Origin of the sequence: Cryobacterium sp. 10S3 (assembly GCF_034344045.1) — a bacterium.
GTDB classification, from domain to species: Bacteria; Actinomycetota; Actinomycetes; order Actinomycetales; family Microbacteriaceae; genus Cryobacterium; species Cryobacterium glucosi.
In genome coordinates this window covers 2,469,261-2,488,908 of the sequence record NZ_CP133773.1, presented here as the reverse complement: position 1 = coordinate 2,488,908, position 19,648 = coordinate 2,469,261, and the positions used below count along the sequence as shown (strand labels likewise).

Below are 19,648 nucleotides of genomic sequence, written 5' to 3'. Positions count from 1 at the left end.
CGGGTGGGTAATCTACGACTGTGGAAACCGTGCTGCTGTACATATTGGGCGTCGTGATCGTCGTCGTCGGACTCGCCCTGTCCATCGGCCTGCACGAAATCGGCCACCTGCTGCCGGCGAAGGCGTTCGGCGTCAAGGTCACCCAGTACATGATCGGCTTCGGCCCCACGCTCTGGTCGCGCCGCAAGGGCGAGACGGAATACGGCGTGAAGGCCATTCCCCTCGGTGGCTATATCTCGATGATCGGCATGTTCCCGCCCGCGAAACCCGGGGAGAAGCCGCACCCGAACAGCACGGGCTTCTTCAACCAGCTTGTGCAGGAAGGCGCTCCTGCCCAGGACCCGACAGCCCAGGACCCGAGCGCGAAGAAGCCGGGGGCCATGACGAGCCTTGTCGAAGATGCCCGGCAGTCGAGCGCCGACACGATCGGCGCCGGCGAGGAACACCGCGCCTTCTACCGCCTGGCGGTGTGGAAGCGCATCATCATCATGCTCGGCGGGCCCACCATGAACCTGCTGATCGCGGTCGTGCTCTTCGCGGTCCTCCTGATGGGCTTCGGCACCGCGCAGGCGAGCACAACGGTCGGCAGTGTGTCCGCGTGCGTGCTCCCCGCGACGAGCACCCAGACGACCTGTGCCGCGACCGACGAGAAGTCCCCGGGCGCGGCGGCGGGCCTGCAGCCCGGCGATCGCCTCGTGAGCATCGGTGGCACCGCGATCACGAGCTGGGACCAGTCGACCGGGATCATCCGCAGCTCGTCCGGCACCCCGCTCGCCGTCGTCGTCGACCGCGCCGGAACCGACGTGACTCTCACGATCACCCCCAAACTGACCGAACGGTACGTTCTCGACGCCGCGGGGAAGGTCACCACGGATGCCGACGGTAAGGCCATCACGCAGGAAGTCGGCTTCGTCGGCATCGGCCCGGCAGGCGAACTCGTCCAGCAGCCCGCCACGGCCGTGCTGCCCGCCGTCGGCGACAACGTCGGCGCCGTCGTGCACATGATCCTGAACCTCCCGCAGCGGATGGTCGACATCGTCAACGCCGCGTTCGGTCCCGGCGAGCGCGACCCGAACGGTCCGATCAGCGTCGTCGGGGTCGGCCGCGTCGCCGGCGAGATCGCGAGCATCAACACCATCCCCGTCGCGAGCAAGGCCGCGAGCCTGATCGGCCTGCTCGCCTCCCTCAACGTTGCCCTCTTCGTGTTCAACCTGATCCCGCTGATGCCGCTCGACGGAGGCCACGTCGCCGGCGCACTCTGGGAGGGCCTGCGCCGCCGGGTCGCGAAGCTCTTCAAGCGCAAGGATCCCGGCCCCGTCGACATGGCCAGGCTGATGCCGCTCACCTTCGCGGTCGTCATCCTGCTCGGCGGCATGAGCCTCCTGCTCATCTACGCCGACATCGTCAAGCCGATCAACCTCTTCGGCTGAGCCCGGCACCTTTCCGGTCGAGAGTGACCTTTCCGCGGGTCACTCCCGACCGGAACGGTCACACACAGGGGCCGCCCAGGGCCTGAACGCGCACGGGCACGTACTCCCGGGGGCGGATGCCGCGGGTCGTTCCGGCACGTAGCATCGGAATATGCCGCCACACTGGGATACCGACGCGCCGTGGTTCGACCATGAGCGCTCTCTTCCCGGCGGCCCAGGCAGCCGGATGCCCCGCGCGGGCCGCGTGCTCTTCCCCGCGATCTTCTCGTTCCTGGTCCAGGTGCCCGCCACCGTGCTGCTCGCCCGTTACGGCCGCGACTTCGGCCATGCCGGCCACGACCTCGGCGCGCCCCGGCCCGGCTGGTTCCTCGCGGTCGCCCTCGCCCTGATCGGCCCGATCGCCCTCCTCGGCGCACGCCGTTTCCCTGGCCCTGTCGCAGCCGTGTGCGCTGCGGCGGCCGGCGCGCTCATCCTGCTCCGCCCGGACGTCGGCCTGCCCTACGTCGCCCTGGGTTTCGCGATCGTGCTCGGGATCGTGCGCGGCGCGCGGGTCTGGGTCTACGCATCCGTCGCCCTGGCCTGGACGGCGACGATCGCGCTCGCCGGGACGCTCGGAGTGCCGCTTCAGCCCGCCCGTGTCGCGCTCACGACCGTCGCCCTCGCCGTGCTCTGCGCGATCGGAGAGACGGTACGCACCCGGCGCGAGCAAATGCGCGAGCTGCGCCGCCGAGCGGATGCCCGCCGCCAGTCCGCGGAACAGCGCGAGCGGGTGCGCATCGCGCGCGAACTCCACGACGTGCTCGCACATTCGCTGTCCCTGATCAACGTGCAGGCCGGAGTCGGGCTGCACCTCATCGACAGCCAGCCCGCCAAGGCGGCAGAGGCCCTCGCGAACATCAAGCTCACGAGCAAGAACGCGCTCGACGAGGTGCGCACGGTGCTCGGCATCCTGCGCGCGGACGCCGAGGGGGAGACCGGTGAGCGTGCCGGGGGAGCCGTGCCGCTCACCCCCGAGCCCGACCTGTCCCGGCTTCCCGCCCTGATCGACTCGTACAGCGCCCAGGGGCTGCACGTCTGGCTGGTCGGGCAACTGGCGCCCGTGACGGAGGCCACGACCGCCGCCACCCAGCTCGCGCTCTACCGGATCTGCCAGGAGGCACTCACCAACGTGCTGCGGCACTCGCAGACGCTCTCCGCGACCGTCCGGCTCGAGCTCGACGACGGTGACGCAGTGCTCACCGTGACCGACGAGGGCTCGACAGAGCCGCTCGACCCGGCCATCGTTCCCGGCGGCGGCCTGCTCGGTATGCGCGAACGTGCGGAACTCCTCGGCGGGAGCCTGCGGGTCGAACGACCCTCGCCGGGCGGGTTCCTCGTCGAGGCGCGCCTGCCCCTGCGGAGGAGCCGGTGATCCGCGTCGTGATCGCAGACGACCAGCAGCTGATCCGGGCCGGCTTCCGTTCGCTGCTCGAGTCCGAACCGGATCTCGAGGTCGTCGCAGACGCCGCGACGGGGACGGAAGCCGTCGAGCAGGTCACCCGGCTCCGGCCAGACGTCGTGCTGATGGACATCCGGATGCCCGGCGGCGACGGCCTCTGGGCGACAGAGCAGATCGTCGGCAACCCCGAGCTCGGGGGAACGCACATCGTGATCGTGACGACCTTCGAGCTTGACGAGTACGTCGTCCAGGCGATCCGGGCGGGCGCGAGCGGCTTCCTCGTCAAGGACACCGAACCGACCGAACTGATCCGGGCCGTGCGCGTCGCGGCGGCGGGGGACGCGCTGCTTTCGCCCGGCGTGACCCGGCGACTGCTCACCCGGCTCGAGACCGGGCTGCGGCGCCCGAGCGATCCGGCGGCGCTGGCCGTGCTCACGGACCGGGAGCGCGAGGTGCTCGCGCTCGTCGGCCGGGGGCTCACGAACACCGAAATCGGCGTTCGGCTATTCCTGAGCCCGCTCACCGCGAAGACGCACGTGTCGCGGATCATGTCGAAGCTCGCCGCGCGCGACCGTGTGCAACTCGTGATCCTTGCCTACGAGACGGGCCTCGTCAGCGACGGCTGGTGACCTGCACCCCGGGGAGTAGTCCAAGTGCCTCCTCCGGGCCGATGCCCCGGCGAGCGGGGCCGGAAAGAATCGGATCATCGGTTCTTCCCCACCGAGGCCCCGCAGGGGGTCCTCACACAGATTGGACTCACCATGCTTTCGACAGCGGTTCTCACCGGGTTCGCCACCCATATGGGCTACGGCCCCGGCTGGGGCGGCGGGCCGGTCTGGTTGTTCTTCCTGATCCCCTTCTTCGGCCTGCTCCTCGTGGTCGCCCTGTTCGCGATCCTCGGCAGGCGCTGGCGTCGTCACGGCGGACCCGGATTCTGCGGCCACCCCGGCTGGCAGGCGTGGCAGGCGGCCCAGGCCGGGCAGGCCGACGGCACCCGCAGCGCCGAGAAGACCCTCGCCGAGCGCTTCGCCCAGGGCGACATCGACGAGGTCGAGTATCGGGCCCGCCTCGAGGTGCTCCGCGCCAACCGCGCGGACCCCACTCCCGGCGCCCCACTCCCGCCCCAGTAGCGGCGCGACCGGTTCCCGGCTCCTCCGGGCGAGCGCGCCACTTGCGCCGCTTTGCTGCAGGCACGCCTGTCGCGTAGCGGCGGAGCCGGCGCGCAACGGCCGGCCCGGTGCGGAAATCGCCTGGGCCGGGCATCCGCCCAGTCAGGGCACCTAAGATATTCGCGTGGCTGCAATCAATTTGGGAATGCCCAAAGTACCTGAAATCCTCGCTCCCCGGCGCAAGAGCCGGCAGATCAAGGTCGGCAAGGTCCTCGTCGGCGGTGACGCCCGTGTGAGCGTCCAGTCGATGACGACGACCCCGACCACCAACATCAACGGCACCCTGCAGCAGATCGCCGAACTCACGGCGAGCGGATGCGATATCGTGCGTGTCGCCGTCCCGAGCCGTGACGACGCAGAGGCCCTGCCGATCATCGCGAAGAAGAGCCAGATCCCCGTGATCGCGGACATCCACTTCCAGCCGAGTTACGTGTTCGCGGCGATCGACGCGGGCTGCGCCGGCGTGCGGGTCAACCCGGGCAACATCCGCAAGTTCGACGACCAGGTCGGCAAGATCGCGGCGGCGGCCAAGGCCGCCGGCGTCTCGATCCGGATCGGCGTCAACGCCGGCTCCCTCGAGCCGAGCATCATGCAGAAGTACGGCAAGGCCACCCCTGAGGCGCTCGTCGAGAGCGCCGTCTGGGAGGCGAGCCTCTTCGAGGAACACGACTTCCACGACTTCAAGATCTCGGTCAAGCACAACGACCCCGTGATCATGGTCAAGGCGTACCGCCTCCTCGCCGAGCGCGGCGACTGGCCCCTGCACCTGGGTGTCACCGAGGCCGGCCCCTCCTTCCAGGGCACCATAAAGAGCGCGACGGCCTTCGGCATCCTGCTCGGCGAGGGCATCGGCGACACCATCCGCGTGTCGCTCAGCGCCCCTCCCGCCGAAGAGGTCAAGGTCGGCCTGCAGATCCTCCAGTCGCTCAACCTCCGCGAACGCAAGCTCGAGATCGTCTCCTGCCCGAGTTGCGGCCGCGCCCAGGTGGATGTCTACAAGCTCGCGAACGACGTCACCGACGGCCTCGAGGGCATGACCGTTCCTTTGCGCGTCGCCGTGATGGGCTGCGTCGTCAACGGACCGGGCGAGGCCCGCGACGCCGACCTCGGCGTCGCATCCGGCAACGGCAAGGGCCAGATCTTCGTGCGCGGCGAGGTCATCAAGACCGTGCCGGAGTCCGAGATCGTCGCGACCCTGATCGAGGAGGCCAACCGCCTCGCCGCAGAGATGCCGCCGTCCGAGGACTCCCTCGGCGTCCCCGTGGTCACCATCTCGCGGTAGCGCGACCCGCCGCAACCGCCGCATTCCCGCGGAAACTGTTGCCGTTGCGGACAACTGAGCCTGCTCTGCCGGCCACGGTTGTCCGCAACGGCAACAGTCGTGTCCGGCGCGCGCCGTAAAGTAGGGGGGTGCCTACACGTCTGTCGTCTTATTTCCTCCGTACCCTTCGCGAAGACCCCTCGGATGCCGAGGTCACCAGTCACCGACTCCTCGTCCGGGCCGGTTACATCCGCCGCCAGGCCCCCGGCATCTTCGCCTGGCTCCCGATCGGCCTCCGCGTCAAGAACAAGATCGAGACCATCGTCCGCGAGGAGATGGCCGAGGCCGGTGCCTTCGAGGTGCACTTCCCCGCCCTGCTCCCGCGCGAACCCTACGAGGTCACCGGCCGCTGGGACGAGTACGGCGAGGGCCTCTTCCGCCTCCAGGACCGCAAGGGCAGCGACCTCCTGCTCGCGCCGACCCACGAGGAGGTCTTCACGCTGCTCGTCAAGGACCTCTACAACAGCTACAAGGACCTGCCCCTGTCGATCTACCAGATCCAGGACAAGTACCGCGACGAGGCCCGTCCCCGCGCCGGCCTCCTCCGCGGCCGCGAGTTCACGATGAAGGACGCGTACTCCTTCGACTACACCGACGCCGGCCTCGACCTGAGCTACCAGGCCCAGCGCGACGCCTACGAGCGCATCTTCACCCGTCTCGGCCTCGAGTACGTCATCGTCAAGGCGGATGCCGGTGCGATGGGCGGATCCCGGAGCGAAGAGTTCCTGCACCCCACCCCCATCGGCGAAGACACCTTCGTGCGTTCGGCGGGCGGGTACGCCGCCAACGTCGAGGCATTCACGACCCTGGTCCCTCCCGTCATCGACTGGACGGCGCTTCCGGCCGCCGAGGTGCACGACACCCCGGACACCCCGACCATCCAGACCCTCGTCGACAGCGCGAACGCGAACCACCCGCGCACCGACGGCAGGGAGTGGACCGCAGCGGACACCCTCAAGAACATCGTGCTCGCCCTGACCAACCTCGACGGCACCCGCGACCTCGTCATCGTCGGCGTTCCGGGTGACCGCGACGTCGACCTCAAGCGCGCCGAGGTCGCCTTCGCCCCCGCAGAGGTCGAAGCGGCGAACGCAGGCGACCTCGCCAAGCACCCGGGTCTCGTCACGGGCTACATCGGACCGTGGGCCCTGGCCGGTGCAGTGCTCGGCGAGAAATCGGCCACCGGCATCCGTTATCTCGTCGACCCCCGCGTCGTCGACGGCACCGCGTGGATCACCGGAGCGAACGAGAACGGTCGTCACGTCTTCGGCCTCGTCGCCGGGCGCGACTTCGCCGCCGACGGAACCGCGGAGGTCGCGAACGTTCGCGCCGGCGACCCGGCGCCCGACGGCTCCGGCCCTGTCGAGCTTGCCCGCGGCGTCGAGATCGGCCACGTCTTCCAGCTCGGCCGGAAGTACGCCGAAGCGCTCGGACTCAAGGTTCTCGACGAGAACGGAAAGCTCGTCACGGTCACGATGGGTTCGTACGGGATCGGGGTCACCCGCATCCTCGCCCTCCTCGCGGAGCTCAACAACGATCCGAAGGGCCTGATCTGGCCGGTGTCGGTCGCCCCGTTCGACGTGCACGTGATCGCGGCAGGGCGCGACGAGATCGTCTTCGAGACCGCGGCCGCGGTGGCCGCGACCCTCGAGGCGACCGGGCGGGAGGTCATCTACGACGACCGCCGCAAGGTCTCGCCCGGCGTCAAGTTCGGCGACGCCGAACTGATCGGGGTCCCGCAGATCGTGATCGTCGGACGCGGAGCCGTCGACGGCATCGTCGAGCTCTGGGACCGCAGCTCGGGAGAGCGCATCCAGTGCGCTGTGGACAACCTCGGGGCGCACTTCGCCTGAGAACCGCCCAGAAAGTCCGTCTGGAACAGGCGCCCGTCCCCTTCGGGGTGACGGGCGCCTGTTCCGTCGGGTACCGTAGATACCAGCCCGCTGCGCAGTTTCGCGGCGGCAGAATCTGAATAGAGGAGGCCGGCCATGGACATCGACCTCAGCGTGTTGCGGCAGTTGGAGCGCGAGAAAGAGATTCCCTTCGAGGAACTCGTGCAGATCATCGAGCAGGCGATCTTGACGGCATACGTCAAGCACACCCACCAGGGTGAGACAACGAAGCAGGCCGTCGAAGAAGAGCCGGAAGCGCGTGTCGTCCTCGACCGCAAGTCCGGCCATGTCGACATTTTTGTACCAGAGCTCGACGACGACGGCAACGTCATCGGCGAAGCGATCAACAACCCGACCGACTTCGGCCGGATCGCGGCCTTCGCCGCGAAGCAGGTCATCAACCAGCGTCTCCGCGACCTGGCCGATGACGCGGTACTCGGAGAATTCAAGGGACGCGAGGGCGAGATCGTCGCCGGCGTCATCCAGCAGGGCCCGAACCCGCGGATGATCCACGTCGACCTCGGCACGATCGAAGCGATCCTTCCGCCGGAAGAACAGGTCCCCGGCGAGACCTACGTGCACGGAGCCCGGATCCGGGTCTACGTCACGGCCGTCGGCAAGGGCCTCAAGGGGCCGCAGATCACCGTGTCGCGCACCCACCCGTCCCTCGTCCGGCGCCTGTTCGCCCTCGAGGTCCCCGAGATCGCGAGCGGTGTCGTCGAGATCGTCTCCCTCGCCCGCGAGGCCGGCCACCGCACCAAGATGGCCGTGCGCGCGACCGAGCCCGGCGTCAACGCCAAGGGCGCCTGCATCGGCGAACTGGGCCAGCGCGTCCGGGCCGTGACGGCTGAGCTCAACAACGAGAAGATCGACATCGTCGACTACTCGCCGGACCTCGCGACGTTCGTCGCGAGCGCCCTGTCGCCGGCTAAGGTGACGAGCGCCTACGTGATCGACCAGTCGATCAAGGCCGTTCGCGCCCTCGTTCCCGACTACCAGCTCTCGCTCGCGATCGGCAAGGAGGGCCAGAATGCCCGTCTGGCCGCCAAGCTGACGGGTGCCAAAATCGACATCCAGCCGGACAGCATCCTGGAGGACACGGAATAGGGGGTACGATGGAACCCGTTAGAACGTGCATTGGATGCCGTTCGCGCGCTCCGCGTGCCTCTTTACAGAGGTTCGTAGCCCGAGACTCGGAACTCGTGGTGGATCAAACCGCCACTCTGCCCGGTCGAGGCGCGTGGCTGCATCCCAGCATCGAATGCTTCCAAGACGCACTGCGGCGACGCGCTTTCGGGCGTGCCCTTCGCGTGACCAGTCCTCTGGACGCGAAACAACTAGAGAACAGGCTGAACTGGCTAATGGACAACTAATGAGCGGCTCGAAATGAGACCCGTCCGTTACTAACGGTCTGCCCCTTTCCGGGTGCAGACCCGGAATTGGAGAATTGTGGCTGCGAAACCACGCGTACATGAGATCGCTAGCGAGCTCAATGTCGACAGCAAGGTAGCCCTTGCGAAACTGAAAGAGATGGGCGAGTTCGTCAAGGGCCCGTCCAGCAGTGTTGAACCCCCGGTAGCCCGTCGTCTGCGCGCGGCTCTGCTGGCCGACGCCGCTTCCGGCGCCGGAACCACTGCCCCGTCAACCACCCCGGGTGCCGGCGCAACGCCGGGTGCCCCCACAGGCGTCAAGCCCGGCGCGCGGCCCTCACCGGCCCGCCTCGCGGTCAAGCCGGGTGCACGCCCGAGTGCGGCTCCTGCCGCGCCCGTCGAAGCCCCCGCAGCGGATGCCGCACCGCATCCCGTCGCGCCCCTCACCGTCGCAGAGCGCCAGACGGTCGCCGTCGAAAAGGCCGCAGCCGCTGAGAAGTCCGCGAGCATCGAGAAGGCTGCCGAACAGGCTGCCGCAGCAGACCCGACCGCCCCGAAGACGGCCACCCCGGCGGCCAAGTCCGACCGTGGTCCGTCCACGGGCGCCAAGCCCGGCGCGAGCGTTCCGCGCCCGCCGTCGGCACGTCCGGGCAACAACCCCTTCGCCAGCAACCAGGGCATGGGCAAGACCCCCACGCCGCGTCCGGGCAACAACCCGTTCGCGAGCGCACAGGGCATGGGCCAGCGCCCGCCGTCCTCGACGGCCCCGAGCAACATCCCCCGTCCCGCCGCACCCCGCCCCGGCGCACCGCGTCCGGGCGGACCCGGCCAGGCTCCGCGCCCGACCGGTTTCGGCCAGCGTCCCGGCGCGTTCCAGCGTCCGGGCGGCGCCGGAGCCGGCGGAGCACGTCCCGCCTTCCAGCGCCCCGGTGGCGCGCCCGCCGGTGCCCCCGGCTTCGGCCCGCCGCGTCCCGCCGGTGGCGGCGGCGCAGGTGGCCGCGGTCGCGGCCCCGGTGGCGGAACCGCTGGTGCGTTCGGTCGCGGAGGCGGCAAGAACAAGGCCCGCAAATCCAAGCGCACGAAGCGCGCCGAGTTCGAGCTGCGCGAGGCTCCGTCGCTGGGTGGCGTCAGCGTCCCCCGCGGCGACGGCGGAACCGTGGTGCGTCTGCGCCGCGGCGCCTCGATCACGGACTTCGCCGACAAGATCGACGCGAGCCCCGGAAACCTCGTCACCGTGCTGTTCCACCTCGGTGAAATGGCGACGGCGACGGAGTCCCTCGACGAGGCGACCTTCGATGTGCTCGGTGAAGAACTCGGTTACAAGATCCAGATGGTCTCGCCCGACGACGAAGATCGCGAACTGCTTCTCGGCTTCGACATCGACATCGACCAGGAACTGGCCGAAGAGACCGATGACGAGCTCAAGGCCCGTCCGCCGGTCGTCACCGTCATGGGTCACGTCGACCACGGAAAGACCGCGCTCCTCGATGCGATCCGTAACGCGAAGGTAGCCGCTGGCGAAGCCGGCGGAATCACCCAGCACATCGGCGCGTACCAGGTCATCACCGAGCACGAGGGCATCGACCGCGCCATCACCTTCATCGACACACCGGGCCACGAGGCGTTCACCGCCATGCGTGCCCGTGGTGCCCAGGTGACGGACATCGCGATCCTCGTGGTCGCGGCGGACGACGGCATCATGCCCCAGACCATTGAGGCCCTCAACCACGCCCAGGCGGCCAATGTGCCGATCGTGGTCGCGGTCAACAAGATCGACAAGCCAGGCGCCAACCCGCAGAAGGTGCGCCAGCAGCTCACCGAATTCGGGCTCGTCGCCGAAGAGTACGGCGGAGACGTCATGTTCGTCGACGTGTCTGCGAAGCAGAAGATCGGCATCCAGGAAATCCTGGAGGCCGTCCTCCTCACCGCGGACGCCGGACTCGACATGCGCGCCAACCCCGACAAGGACGCCCGTGGCGTCGCCATCGAGGCTCGTCTCGACAAGGGCCGCGGCGCGGTCGCAACCGTGCTCATCCAGTCGGGAACGCTGCACGTCGGCGACTCGATCGTCGCCGGAACGGCCTATGGCCGCGTTCGTGCGATGGCCGACGAAAACGGCGTTGCCGTGCTCGCCGCGACGCCGTCGCGCGCCGTGCAGGTCCAGGGCCTCTCGAGCGTTCCCCGGGCCGGTGACACCTTCCTCGTCATCCAGGAAGACCGCACCGCCCGTCAGATCGCCGAGAAGCGCGAAGCCGCCGAGCGCAACGCCCTGCTGGCCAAGGCCCGCAAGCGCATCAGCCTCGAAGACTTCACCCGTGCACTCGAAGAGGGCAAGGTCGAATCGCTCAACCTCATCATCAAGGGTGACGTTTCCGGTGCCGTCGAGGCCCTGGAAGAGTCGCTCCTCAAGATCGAGGTCGACGACTCCGTGCAGCTGCGCATCATCCACCGCGGTGTCGGTGCGGTCACGGAGAGCGACGTCAACCTCGCCACCGTCGACAACGCCATCATCATCGGCTTCAACGTGCGCCCGGACACCAAGGCCCGCGAGCGTGCAGCCCGCGAGGGTGTCGACGTGCGGTTCTACTCGGTCATCTACAACGCGCTCGAGGACATCGAGAACTCCCTCAAGGGAATGCTCAAGCCCGAGTTCGAAGAGGTGCAGAGTGGTGTCGCCGAGATCCGCGAGGTGTTCAGCTCGTCCAAGTTCGGAAACGTGGCCGGCGTCATCGTCCGCTCGGGTGTCATCACGAGGAACGCCAAGGCGCGGGTCATCCGCAACGGCGTCGTCGTGGGAGACAACCTCGGCATCGAGTCGCTGCGTCGTTTCAAGGACGACGTCACCGAGGTTCGTACGGACTTCGAGGCCGGTATCGGTCTCGGCAAGTTCAACGACATCCAGATCGGCGACGAGATCGAGACGATCGAACTGAAGGAAAAGCCGCGCGTCTAACCAGGCCGCGTCTGATCGACGGGTCTCCGGCTCCTCTCCGTGAGGGGCCTGAGGCCCGTTGGTCGCTCAGCACGACAGCTTCTCGATTCACCAGATTTTCCACGCATCGACGTAACGCAGTACCGAAGCAAGAGGAGTGAGACCATGGCAGATCCGGAACGCGCCAGAAAAATGGCCGACCGCATCAAGGTCATCGTGGCAAAGCGGCTCGAACGCGGCCTGCGTGACCCGAGGCTCGGCTTCGTGACCATCACGGACGTCAAGGTGACGGGTGACCTGCAACACGCATCCGTTTTCTACACCGTCTACGGCTCCCTCGAGGAGCGCACCGACAGCGCCGCGGCGCTCAAGGCGGCCACCGGGCTGCTGCGCAGCGAGGTCGGCAAGAACATCACCGCCCGGCTGACCCCGTCGCTCGAGTTCATCGCGGACGCGATCCCCGAGAACGCCGCCCTCATCGACGACCTTCTCCGCGAAGCGCGGGAGCGCGACAGCCAGGTCGGCGCGCTCGCACAGGGCGCCCAGTACGCCGGCGACGAAGACCCCTACGTCAAGCCGCGCGAGTTCGAGGGCGACGACGATGACGACGACGACGAGGACGAGACTCCCGCCGTCGGTCACCACGCCGAATAGCGGTTGCCTCCAGCGGACGCTGACTCAGCGCACCTAGCGAGGGAGACCGGGGAGAACTACGCTTAAAAGCGCTTTCGTTCCCCGGAAAGCCCATCTCACTGTGGAGGTACCCCATGGCCGGCATCGCAGCCAAGCTCGACAAAGCATACGAAACGCTCCCTCTGGAGGAGCTCGCGAAGGCGCCGGTCGCGGCGCTCCAGGGCGTCAGCGACAGCGATGCCGAGCACCTCAAGGCGGCGTTCGGCATCGACACGATCGGTGACCTCGGCACCAACAAGTTCTTCCTGTGGGCCCAGGCGATCGCGACGCTCGCGAAGTAGCCGCGTCGCAGCGGTCGGGGTCTCAGCTCCCGAATCGCGAGGCCAGCCCGCTCGCATTCCGGACCGCGTTTCCACCGCCGTCGTTGTTGAAGTAGACGAACACGTCCCGTCCTGTGCCCTGCCAGTCGCGGATGCGTTCCGCCCACCAATCGAGGTCGGCCTCCGAGTACGAGCCTCCGTACAGGTGCTCTCGATCGGGGCCGTGCATCCGCACGTACACGAACGGTGCGGTCGCGCGCAGGACACACGGCAGGTTCGCGCCGCTCAGCACGCAGTATGCGGCGCCGTGCCGCTCGAGGATCGCGAAGACCTCCTCGCACAGCCAGCTGTCGTGCCGGAACTCGACGGCGACCCTGATCCAGTGCGGCAGGGCGGCGAGGAAGAAGTCCAGCCTGGCATCGTCGCGCTCCATCGCCGGCGGCAGCTGCACGAGCAGGACGGCGCGCTTGTCGCCGAGCTCGTGCCAGCACGCGGCGATCCGTGCCGCCCAAACCTCGGGAGCATAGAGCCTCTTCGCGTGGGTGAGCCCACGGGGCGCCTTCACCGAGAGCAGGAATCCCTCGGGAAGGCGGCGTCTCCAGCCGGCGAACGTCGACTCCCGCGGCCAGCGGTAGAAACTCGCGTTGAGTTCGACGGTGTCGAAACGGGAGGCGTAGACCTCGAGCCGCCGGGCGGCGGGGAGCCCGGACGGGTAGAGCACCCCGTCCCAGTGCTCGTAACTCCAGCCGGAGGTGCCGATCCGGATGCTCACGGTCGCGCCTACTCGTGGGGGAGCGAGTATGACCCTGCAGCGACGCGCACCGCGAGCCCGTCGGACAGGAGGCCGGACAGGGCCCGACCGAGCTGGGCGGGGTCCGGCCAGAGCGTGGCGATCTCGGCATCCGTCACCGGGTGCCTCGTCGAGCGCAACTCGGCGAGGATCAGGCCGCGCACCTGCCGGTCGCTGCCGGCGAACTTCTTCTGAACGGTCTTCTTCTGACCCTGGTACTCCGGGTAGCCGGCCGCGCGCCAGGCGCAGAGCGCGGCGAGCGGGCAGTCCGCGCAGCGCGGGCGTGCTGACGTGCAAACGAGCGCGCCCAGTTCCATGGCGCCGGCGTTGAAGACGGCCGCGGCACGGACATCCGCCGGAAGGAGCGCGTTCATGGCCGCGAGATCGCGGGTGCGGCTCGGCGGCGCGGGTTCGGCCTGGCCTGCGACGCAGCGGGCGATGACCCGGCGCGTGTTCGTGTCGACGACCGGATGCCGGTGGCCGTACGCGAACGCGGCGACCGCCCGCGCGGTGTAGTCGCCGATCCCCGTCAGCGTGAGGAGCACGCCGACGTCCTGCGGCACGATTCCGCCGTGGTTCTCGGTGATCTCGACGGCCGCGGCGTGCAGCCAGAGCGCGCGCCGCGGGTAGCCGAGCGTCGCCCATGCCCGCACGGCCTCGCCCGGCGGAACGGCGGCGAGGTCGGCGGGTGTCGGCCAGCGGGTGAGCCACGCCTCGAGGTGCGGAATCACCCGGGTCACCGGCGTCTGCTGCAGCATGAACTCGCTCACGAGCACGCCCCACGCGCCGAAACCGTCGCGGCGCCAGGGAAGGTCGCGAGCGTGCAGGCCGAACCAGGCATTGACGAGGCTCGCGATCTCACCGGTGCCATCGGCCTCGGGGGCAGACCCGGTGGCTGGCACTCCCGCGGATTCGATGGGCGCGATGACGGTTGCATTCACCCCACTAACCTAGGCTCGATTCATGACGCTTGTTTCGACACCACGCCTCGACTTCCTCCGCGACCTCGCAACGGAGATCCTCAGCCTCTACGGCCGAGGCCGCACGATGGTCGCGATCGACGGGACGGACCCCATCGCGCGGGCCGCCTTCGCCGACGACCTCGCAGCGGCCTTCGCCGCGACCGGGCACGCCGTGTCCCGCGCCTCGCTCGCCGACTTCGAGCGCTCCACCGAGGAGCAGACGGCCTTCGGGCCGGCCTCGCCGGAGCGACTGTTCCGCCACCGCGACGACTTCGACCTGCTCCGCAGGGCGCTCCTGGTCCCGTTCCGCGTCGCCGGCGCGACGGGGCCTGCGGACGACACCCTGATCTTCGACGGGGAGTTCCTGCTCAGGAAGGAACTCCGCGACGGCTGGTCGTACAGCGTGCTGACCGAGACCGCAGCGGATGCCTCGTCGACCGGCGCTTTCATCGACCTCGCCGCTGAGCTGAAGCCCTCCGGGGAACTCGGTGATGCTGCGGATACCACGACAGACCCTGCACTGGGTGGTTCCCCTGTTCCCGACGACCGGGCCATCGCCAACCGGCTCTACCGGGCCGAGGTCCGGCCCAGGTCGTGGGCGACGGCCGTCGTCGACCTCGCCAATCCGGCGGATCCCCGCCGTCTCTTCTTCGACAGCTGCTGAGCCGGCGCCGCGAGGCCTACCGCAGTCGGAGCGGGGCGAAGCGCACGAGCACCTCGGCTCGTGTGAGCGGGTGTCCTGTGGCCTCGACTTCGTGCACAAGGGCAGTCAGCAGGGTATTGACCGGCGCGGCGACGCCTGCCGCCGCGGCCTCCCGCACGACGACCCCGTTGAGGTGGTCGATCTCGGTCAGCTGACCCCTGCGGAGGCTCTGCAATGTCGAGCCGAGGTTCGGCACGTCGCCCATCCTGGCCCGCATCAGGCGCGGCAGCAGCTGCCCGATCGAGAGCGGAAGGCCGGCGAAACCACGCAACCGGCGGTCGCCGAGCCCCTGCAGCGCCCCGAAACGCACCCCGCGGGCGACGCCGACGCGCACGGTCTCCCGCATGCTCGCGGTCAGGACCCGACGGAGCTCCGCATCGTCGACGACCTCCTGCACGCTCAGCCCGGTCACTGCCGGGAGCGCGTTGAGCATGTTGACCACGAGCTTCGTCCACTGGGCGCCGACGAAGTTCGAGGTCGCGATCGTCGGGAATGCCGCGTCGAGCACACCCTGCCAGGCGAGCGTTCCCGCGTCGATGTCACCGGTATCGTGCCCGATGTACGTCGGTGCCGGCGTGGTCACGGTGACGAGTCCCGGCGCCGCATAGTTCGCGGCGATGATCGAGAGCGCCCCGAAGCAGTCGGAGTTCGGCAGGATCCGTCGCGCCGTCGCGACACCGTCGAGCCCGTTCTGCACGACGATCACCGGCGAGCCGTCGAGGACCGCCGCGTTGGCCGTGATCGCGGCGGCGGCATCCTGCGCCTTGGTGCAGACGAGCGTGAGCTCGGGCGTCTCGGTGAGCAGTTCGACAGCAGCCGGCCGGGCGGTCTCGTCGCCGAAGCCGCCGGTCAGGTGAATGCCCTCCGAGCGGATGACGCCCAGGGCCTTTCCCCGTGCCGTCACGGTCACGGTATGCCCGGCCTTCTCCAGTAGCGTAGCGAACGTTCCGCCGAGGGCACCCGCACCGATCACAGCAATTCGCATCCCCCCAGCCTAGGTCGCCCCTGCCCCGCCCATCCCGCCCGTCCTTCCCGCGAGAGTACACTTTTGGCCCTTAAAACCCGTTCTTAAGGGCCAAAAACGTACTCTCGCGAGCTACCGGAAGGGTCAGGCGGAGAGGGTGGCGGGCTCGGGGACGGGAGTCGCTGCGGGCGCACGGCGACCGTGGGGCAGGGCGAGCCCGATCAGGGCGGCCAGACCGAGCACGGATGCCCCGACGACGATCGCCGGGACCGCCGCATCCACGTAGCCGGTCGGGGTCAGCTCTCCTCCGGCACCCGTGAAGACGGCCGTGAGGACCGCGACGCCGAGCGCCACGCCGATCTCGCGCAGGGTCGAGTTGGTTCCGGTCGCCTTCGCGTGGTCGTTCGGGACCATGTTCGCGAGCACTGCCGTGGAGCTCGGCGCGAACACGAGTCCCATTCCGACGCCAGCGAGGAGGAACGCGGGCACGAGGTCGATGTATGCAACCGTCGCACTCATCTCCACCGCCAGCCAGCCCATCGCGATGGCGAGGAAGGAGAGTCCGAGCACGATCGGAAGCCGGGTGCCCGTTCGCGGACTGAGCAGGCCGGTGAGCGGGGCGATCACCATGGGCGCGAGGGTCCAGGGCATCGTCATCAGGCCGGCCTCGAGCGGGGTGTGCCCCTGCACGATCTGCAGGAACTGGATCAGGATGAAGATGGACCCGAAGATGCCGAAGCTGAAGGTGAGGCCGACGAGGTTGGCGACGGTGAAGCTGCGGTCCCGGAACAGCCGGAGTGGCAGCAAAGGGTCAGGCGTGCGGGCTTCCCAGGCGATGAAGGCCGCGAGCAGGGCCGCGCCGCCGGCGAGCGCGCCGAGGACCTCGAGGCTGGTCCAGCCCGCGTCGTTGCCGCGAACGATGCCGTAGACGAGACCGAAGACGCCGACCCCGGCGAGGACGAGACCCACGACATCCGCCCGGACCCTGGCCCCGAAGCTGTTCGGCAGGGCGACCAGGGCGAGTGGGATCGAGATCACGCCGAGCGGGACGTTCAACCAGAAGATGGCCTGCCAGTTCCAGCCTTCGACGACGGCGCCGCCGATGAGCGGGCCGAGTGCGACGCCGAGGCCGGAGATTCCGCCCCAGATACCGATCGCGGCCGGGCGGCGCTTCTCGCTGACCGAGCCGACGAGGAGGGTGAGCGACAACGGCATCAGGGCAGCGGCCCCGACACCCTGGATCGCCCGCGCGGTGATGAGCTGCCAGGGCTCTGTCGAGAGACCGGCGAGCGCGGAGGCGACCGTGAAGATCGCGATCCCGGCTAGGAAGACGGTTCGCCGGCCGAAGCGGTCGCCGATGGCGACGGCCATCAGCATGAAGGTCGCGAAGCTCAGCGAGTACGCGTTGATCACCCATTGCAGCTCCTCGATGGAAGCGCCGAGGTCTCGGTTGATCACGGGGAGGGCACCGGTCACGACGAGGTTGTCGAGGGTGGCCATGAACATGGGGAGTGAGGACGCGACGATGGCGAGCCAGATCGGGACGCGACGCGTGATGGGCTGGGACACGTGGTATCCAATCGAGGGGGCGAAGAAGCATGGAATGTTGTAATCGAATGATTACAAATAGAGACAATAGTTATTCGCGGATACCATGTCAAGAGTGAGTGAAGAATCCGGTACGGCAGCCAAAGAAACGACCACCGAACGAATCCCCGCGGCGTTGCGCAGGGAACAGATCCTGGCCGCGGCGAGCCGCGTCTTCGGTGAACGTGGATACTCCGGTGCCACGACCGACCAGGTCGCGCAGGCCGCCGGGATCAGCCAGCCGTACGTCGTGCGGATGTTCGGCACGAAGGAGAACCTCTTCCTCGAGGTCGTCGCCCGTGCTCTTGACAAACTCATCACGACCTTTCGCGTGGTCCTTGCCGAGCCCCAGCCGGCCGGCGACGACGACGCCGACTCGCTCGTCGCCCGTCTCGGGGCCGCATACGTCGACCTGATCGAGGACCGCGGCATCCTGCTCTCGCTCATGCAGGCCTTCATCACCGGGCATGACCCGGTGATCGGCGCCAAGGCCAGGGAGGGTTTCCTGCAGATCTACCGGATGCTGCGCGACGAAGCCGGGTTCCCCCCGGAGATCATCCGCGATTTCCTCGCGAACGGCATGCTCTTCAACACCCTGCTCGCCATCCGGCTCCCGGACATCTTCGAGGACGACGAGGCCGCAGAGGAGCTGATGCGGTGCGCCTTCCGGGGCAAGCTCGACGTCGTGCTCGACGCGACAGGCTCGCACGCCTCGCACGCCATGTCCGCCCCGACCGGCACTGCAGGGACACACTCATGAGTGCAGACATCGAGCGCGAGACCGAACCCAACGACGAGACGTCGTCCCGAAACAGCGCGCGGGTGCATTCCACCGCGAGCGGCCTGCTCCTCGTCGACAAGCCGCAGGGTTGGACGAGCCACGACGCCGTCGCCCGCACGCGGCGCCTCGCAGGCACCCGCAAAGTCGGCCACGCGGGCACCCTCGACCCGATGGCCACCGGCCTGCTGATCCTCGGCATCAACAGCTCGACCCGACTGCTCACCTTCATCGTCGGGCTCGACAAGGAATACCTGGCCACGATCCGGCTCGGCTCGGCGACGACCACGGACGACGCGGAGGGCGAGGAAGTCTCCCGCGCGCCTGAGGCATCCGTCGCACTCATCGAGCCCGCGGCCATTGCGGCCGGAATCGCCCGGCTGACCGGGTATATCAGCCAGCAGCCGAGCGCGGTGAGCGCGATCAAGGTCGACGGAAAGCGCGCGTATGCCCGCGTCCGCGACGGGGAGGACGTGCAGTTGCCCGCCCGGCCTGTCACCATCGCCGCCTTCGAACTGCTCTCGAGCACGCCCGTCGACGGCTTCCTCGACCTCGAGGTGCGCGTCGAGTGCTCCTCCGGCACGTACATCCGGGCCCTCGCCCGCGACCTCGGCGCCGGGCTCGGCGTCGGAGGGCACCTGACCGCGCTCCGCCGCACCCGCATCGGCCCGTTCCGCATCGAGAACGCCCAGCCCCTCGCGGAGCTCGACGTCGCCGCCGCTCTCATCAGGCCGGCGGATGCCGCGACGCGTGTGCTCGGGCGCCTCGACCTCACCGAACAACAGGCGATCGACCTCGGTCACGGCAAACGTATCGAGGTCACGACCGAGATCGCGGATACCGGGGCAGCGGGGACCGCGGCTCCGCTCGCCGCGATCGCCCCCGGCGGCCGGCTCGTCGGCCTCGTCGAGCTTCGGGGCACCCAAGCCCGCACCGTGATCAACTTCCCGCCCGACGAGGCCGCAGCGGGGGAGTCCTCGTGATCGAGTGGTTCACCTGGCTCCAGGTCGGTGTCGCGGTGCTCGCCGGCGTGCTCTGCCTGTTTCTCGGGCTGTTCGGCCGGGTCCCGAACGACCTCACGATGGGCGCGACGGCGCTCGTCGAACTGCTCCTCGTCGGGCAACTCGTCGTTTCGATCGCGGCACCCTTCGCCGGGAACACGGCGAGCGGCAGCCTGCTCGAGTTCTACACCTACCTCGTGAGCGCCCTCATCGTTCCCGTCGTCGCCGCCGCCTGGGCGCTCATCGAACGCAGCCGCTGGAGCACGGTCATTCTCGGCGGCGCGTGCCTCGCGATCGCGGTCATGGTGTACCGGATGTTCCAGATCTGGACAGTGCAGGGCTTGTGAGAGTCTCGCTC

General features: G+C 68.8%; 19 protein-coding genes. 15 read left to right on the top strand and 4 right to left on the bottom strand.

Annotated elements, in window-relative coordinates; genetic code table 11:
• Positions 1-20 precede the first annotated feature (20 nt).
• The 11 genes from RHM57_RS11695 to RHM57_RS11645 all read left to right on the top strand — a co-directional run bounded on the left by RHM57_RS11695 (position 21) and on the right by RHM57_RS11645 (position 12,526).
• Entirely contained in the window at positions 21-1,430 is a 1,410-nt protein-coding gene (locus RHM57_RS11695; protein ID WP_322188190.1) for an RIP metalloprotease, read from the top strand.
• Between the two features lie 151 nt (positions 1,431-1,581).
• Positions 1,582-2,841, top strand: a complete 1,260-nt coding sequence (locus tag RHM57_RS11690; RefSeq protein ID WP_322188188.1) for a sensor histidine kinase — start codon at positions 1,582-1,584, stop codon at positions 2,839-2,841.
• The gene (locus RHM57_RS11685; RefSeq protein ID WP_134561517.1) at positions 2,838-3,497 is read left to right on the top strand and encodes a response regulator; all 660 of its coding nucleotides are present in this window, start codon (positions 2,838-2,840) and stop codon (positions 3,495-3,497) included. Before RHM57_RS11690 ends, RHM57_RS11685 begins: the two co-directional genes overlap by 4 nt.
• 132 nt (positions 3,498-3,629) lie before the next feature.
• Positions 3,630-3,998, top strand: a complete 369-nt coding sequence (locus tag RHM57_RS11680) for a hypothetical protein (RefSeq protein WP_322188186.1) — start codon at positions 3,630-3,632, stop codon at positions 3,996-3,998.
• A gap of 163 nt (positions 3,999-4,161) precedes the next feature.
• A complete protein-coding gene (gene ispG, locus RHM57_RS11675) occupies positions 4,162-5,319 on the top strand; it encodes a flavodoxin-dependent (E)-4-hydroxy-3-methylbut-2-enyl-diphosphate synthase (protein WP_322188184.1) in 1,158 nt (385 codons plus the stop codon).
• 128 nt (positions 5,320-5,447) lie between these two features.
• Positions 5,448-7,211 carry a proline--tRNA ligase gene (locus RHM57_RS11670; RefSeq protein ID WP_134445865.1) on the top strand — a complete coding sequence of 588 codons (1,764 nt, stop codon included), beginning with the start codon at positions 5,448-5,450 and terminating at the stop codon, positions 7,209-7,211.
• Positions 7,212-7,346: 135 nt separating this feature from the next.
• Complete coding sequence (gene nusA, locus RHM57_RS11665) at positions 7,347-8,357, top strand: transcription termination factor NusA (protein ID WP_134445864.1); 1,011 nt, start codon at positions 7,347-7,349, stop codon at positions 8,355-8,357.
• An 8-nt stretch (positions 8,358-8,365) separates the two neighbouring features.
• Positions 8,366-8,623 (top strand): YlxR family protein, encoded by a 258-nt coding sequence (locus tag RHM57_RS11660; protein ID WP_134445863.1) that lies wholly within the window; start codon positions 8,366-8,368, stop codon positions 8,621-8,623.
• A gap of 76 nt (positions 8,624-8,699) precedes the next feature.
• Entirely contained in the window at positions 8,700-11,573 is a 2,874-nt protein-coding gene (infB, locus tag RHM57_RS11655; protein WP_322135426.1) for a translation initiation factor IF-2, read from the top strand.
• A 144-nt stretch (positions 11,574-11,717) separates the two neighbouring features.
• Positions 11,718-12,206 (top strand): 30S ribosome-binding factor RbfA, encoded by a 489-nt coding sequence (rbfA, locus tag RHM57_RS11650; RefSeq protein WP_134445861.1) that lies wholly within the window; start codon positions 11,718-11,720, stop codon positions 12,204-12,206.
• 113 nt (positions 12,207-12,319) lie between these two features.
• Positions 12,320-12,526 (top strand): hypothetical protein, encoded by a 207-nt coding sequence (locus tag RHM57_RS11645; protein WP_134445860.1) that lies wholly within the window; start codon positions 12,320-12,322, stop codon positions 12,524-12,526.
• Between the two features lie 22 nt (positions 12,527-12,548).
• Here RHM57_RS11645 and RHM57_RS11640 read toward each other — a convergent pair whose 3' ends face one another.
• Entirely contained in the window at positions 12,549-13,277 is a 729-nt protein-coding gene (locus RHM57_RS11640) for a DUF72 domain-containing protein (protein ID WP_134445859.1), read from the bottom strand.
• An 8-nt stretch (positions 13,278-13,285) separates the two neighbouring features.
• Positions 13,286-14,152, bottom strand: a complete 867-nt coding sequence (locus RHM57_RS11635; RefSeq protein ID WP_198413446.1) for an A/G-specific adenine glycosylase — start codon at positions 14,150-14,152, stop codon at positions 13,286-13,288.
• Between the two features lie 106 nt (positions 14,153-14,258).
• Here RHM57_RS11635 and RHM57_RS11630 point away from each other — a divergent pair, with 106 nt between their 5' ends.
• The gene (locus RHM57_RS11630) at positions 14,259-14,921 is read left to right on the top strand and encodes a hypothetical protein (RefSeq protein WP_134559484.1); all 663 of its coding nucleotides are present in this window, start codon (positions 14,259-14,261) and stop codon (positions 14,919-14,921) included.
• A gap of 16 nt (positions 14,922-14,937) precedes the next feature.
• Here RHM57_RS11630 and RHM57_RS11625 read toward each other — a convergent pair whose 3' ends face one another.
• Together RHM57_RS11625 and RHM57_RS11620 are read right to left on the bottom strand one after the other, a co-directional pair.
• Positions 14,938-15,945 carry a 2-dehydropantoate 2-reductase gene (locus RHM57_RS11625; protein WP_322188182.1) on the bottom strand — a complete coding sequence of 336 codons (1,008 nt, stop codon included), beginning with the start codon at positions 15,943-15,945 and terminating at the stop codon, positions 14,938-14,940.
• A gap of 123 nt (positions 15,946-16,068) precedes the next feature.
• Entirely contained in the window at positions 16,069-17,493 is a 1,425-nt protein-coding gene (locus RHM57_RS11620) for an MFS transporter (protein ID WP_322188180.1), read from the bottom strand.
• A gap of 94 nt (positions 17,494-17,587) precedes the next feature.
• Between RHM57_RS11620 and RHM57_RS11615 the strand changes: the two genes are divergently transcribed.
• Genes RHM57_RS11615 through RHM57_RS11605 form a run of 3 tightly spaced genes read left to right on the top strand, consistent with a single transcriptional unit; the run spans position 17,588 to position 19,637 of the window.
• Positions 17,588-18,271 carry a TetR/AcrR family transcriptional regulator gene (locus tag RHM57_RS11615; RefSeq protein WP_241975391.1) on the top strand — a complete coding sequence of 228 codons (684 nt, stop codon included), beginning with the start codon at positions 17,588-17,590 and terminating at the stop codon, positions 18,269-18,271.
• Positions 18,268-19,272 (top strand): tRNA pseudouridine(55) synthase TruB, encoded by a 1,005-nt coding sequence (truB, locus tag RHM57_RS11610; RefSeq protein WP_322188178.1) that lies wholly within the window; start codon positions 18,268-18,270, stop codon positions 19,270-19,272. Before RHM57_RS11615 ends, truB begins: the two co-directional genes overlap by 4 nt.
• Positions 19,269-19,637: a hypothetical protein gene (locus RHM57_RS11605; protein WP_322188176.1), complete on the top strand. Its 369-nt coding sequence runs from the start codon at positions 19,269-19,271 to the stop codon at positions 19,635-19,637. Before truB ends, RHM57_RS11605 begins: the two co-directional genes overlap by 4 nt.
• The last annotated feature ends 11 nt before the right edge of the window (positions 19,638-19,648 follow it).

Bases quoted from the DNA above. Each gene is read 5' to 3' on its own strand.
- RHM57_RS11690 (WP_322188188.1), top strand. From the start codon at position 1,582: ATGCCGCCACACTGGGATACCGACGCGCCGTGGTTCGACCATGAGCGC.
- RHM57_RS11680 (WP_322188186.1), top strand. From the start codon at position 3,630: ATGCTTTCGACAGCGGTTCTCACCGGGTTCGCCACCCATATGGGCTAC.
- nusA (WP_134445864.1), top strand. From the start codon at position 7,347: ATGGACATCGACCTCAGCGTGTTGCGGCAGTTGGAGCGCGAGAAAGAG.
- RHM57_RS11660 (WP_134445863.1), top strand. From the start codon at position 8,366: ATGGAACCCGTTAGAACGTGCATTGGATGCCGTTCGCGCGCTCCGCGT.
- rbfA (WP_134445861.1), top strand. From the start codon at position 11,718: ATGGCAGATCCGGAACGCGCCAGAAAAATGGCCGACCGCATCAAGGTC.
- RHM57_RS11645 (WP_134445860.1), top strand. From the start codon at position 12,320: ATGGCCGGCATCGCAGCCAAGCTCGACAAAGCATACGAAACGCTCCCT.
- RHM57_RS11630 (WP_134559484.1), top strand. From the start codon at position 14,259: ATGACGCTTGTTTCGACACCACGCCTCGACTTCCTCCGCGACCTCGCA.
- RHM57_RS11625 (WP_322188182.1), bottom strand. From the start codon at position 15,945: ATGCGAATTGCTGTGATCGGTGCGGGTGCCCTCGGCGGAACGTTCGCT.
- truB (WP_322188178.1), top strand. From the start codon at position 18,268: ATGAGTGCAGACATCGAGCGCGAGACCGAACCCAACGACGAGACGTCG.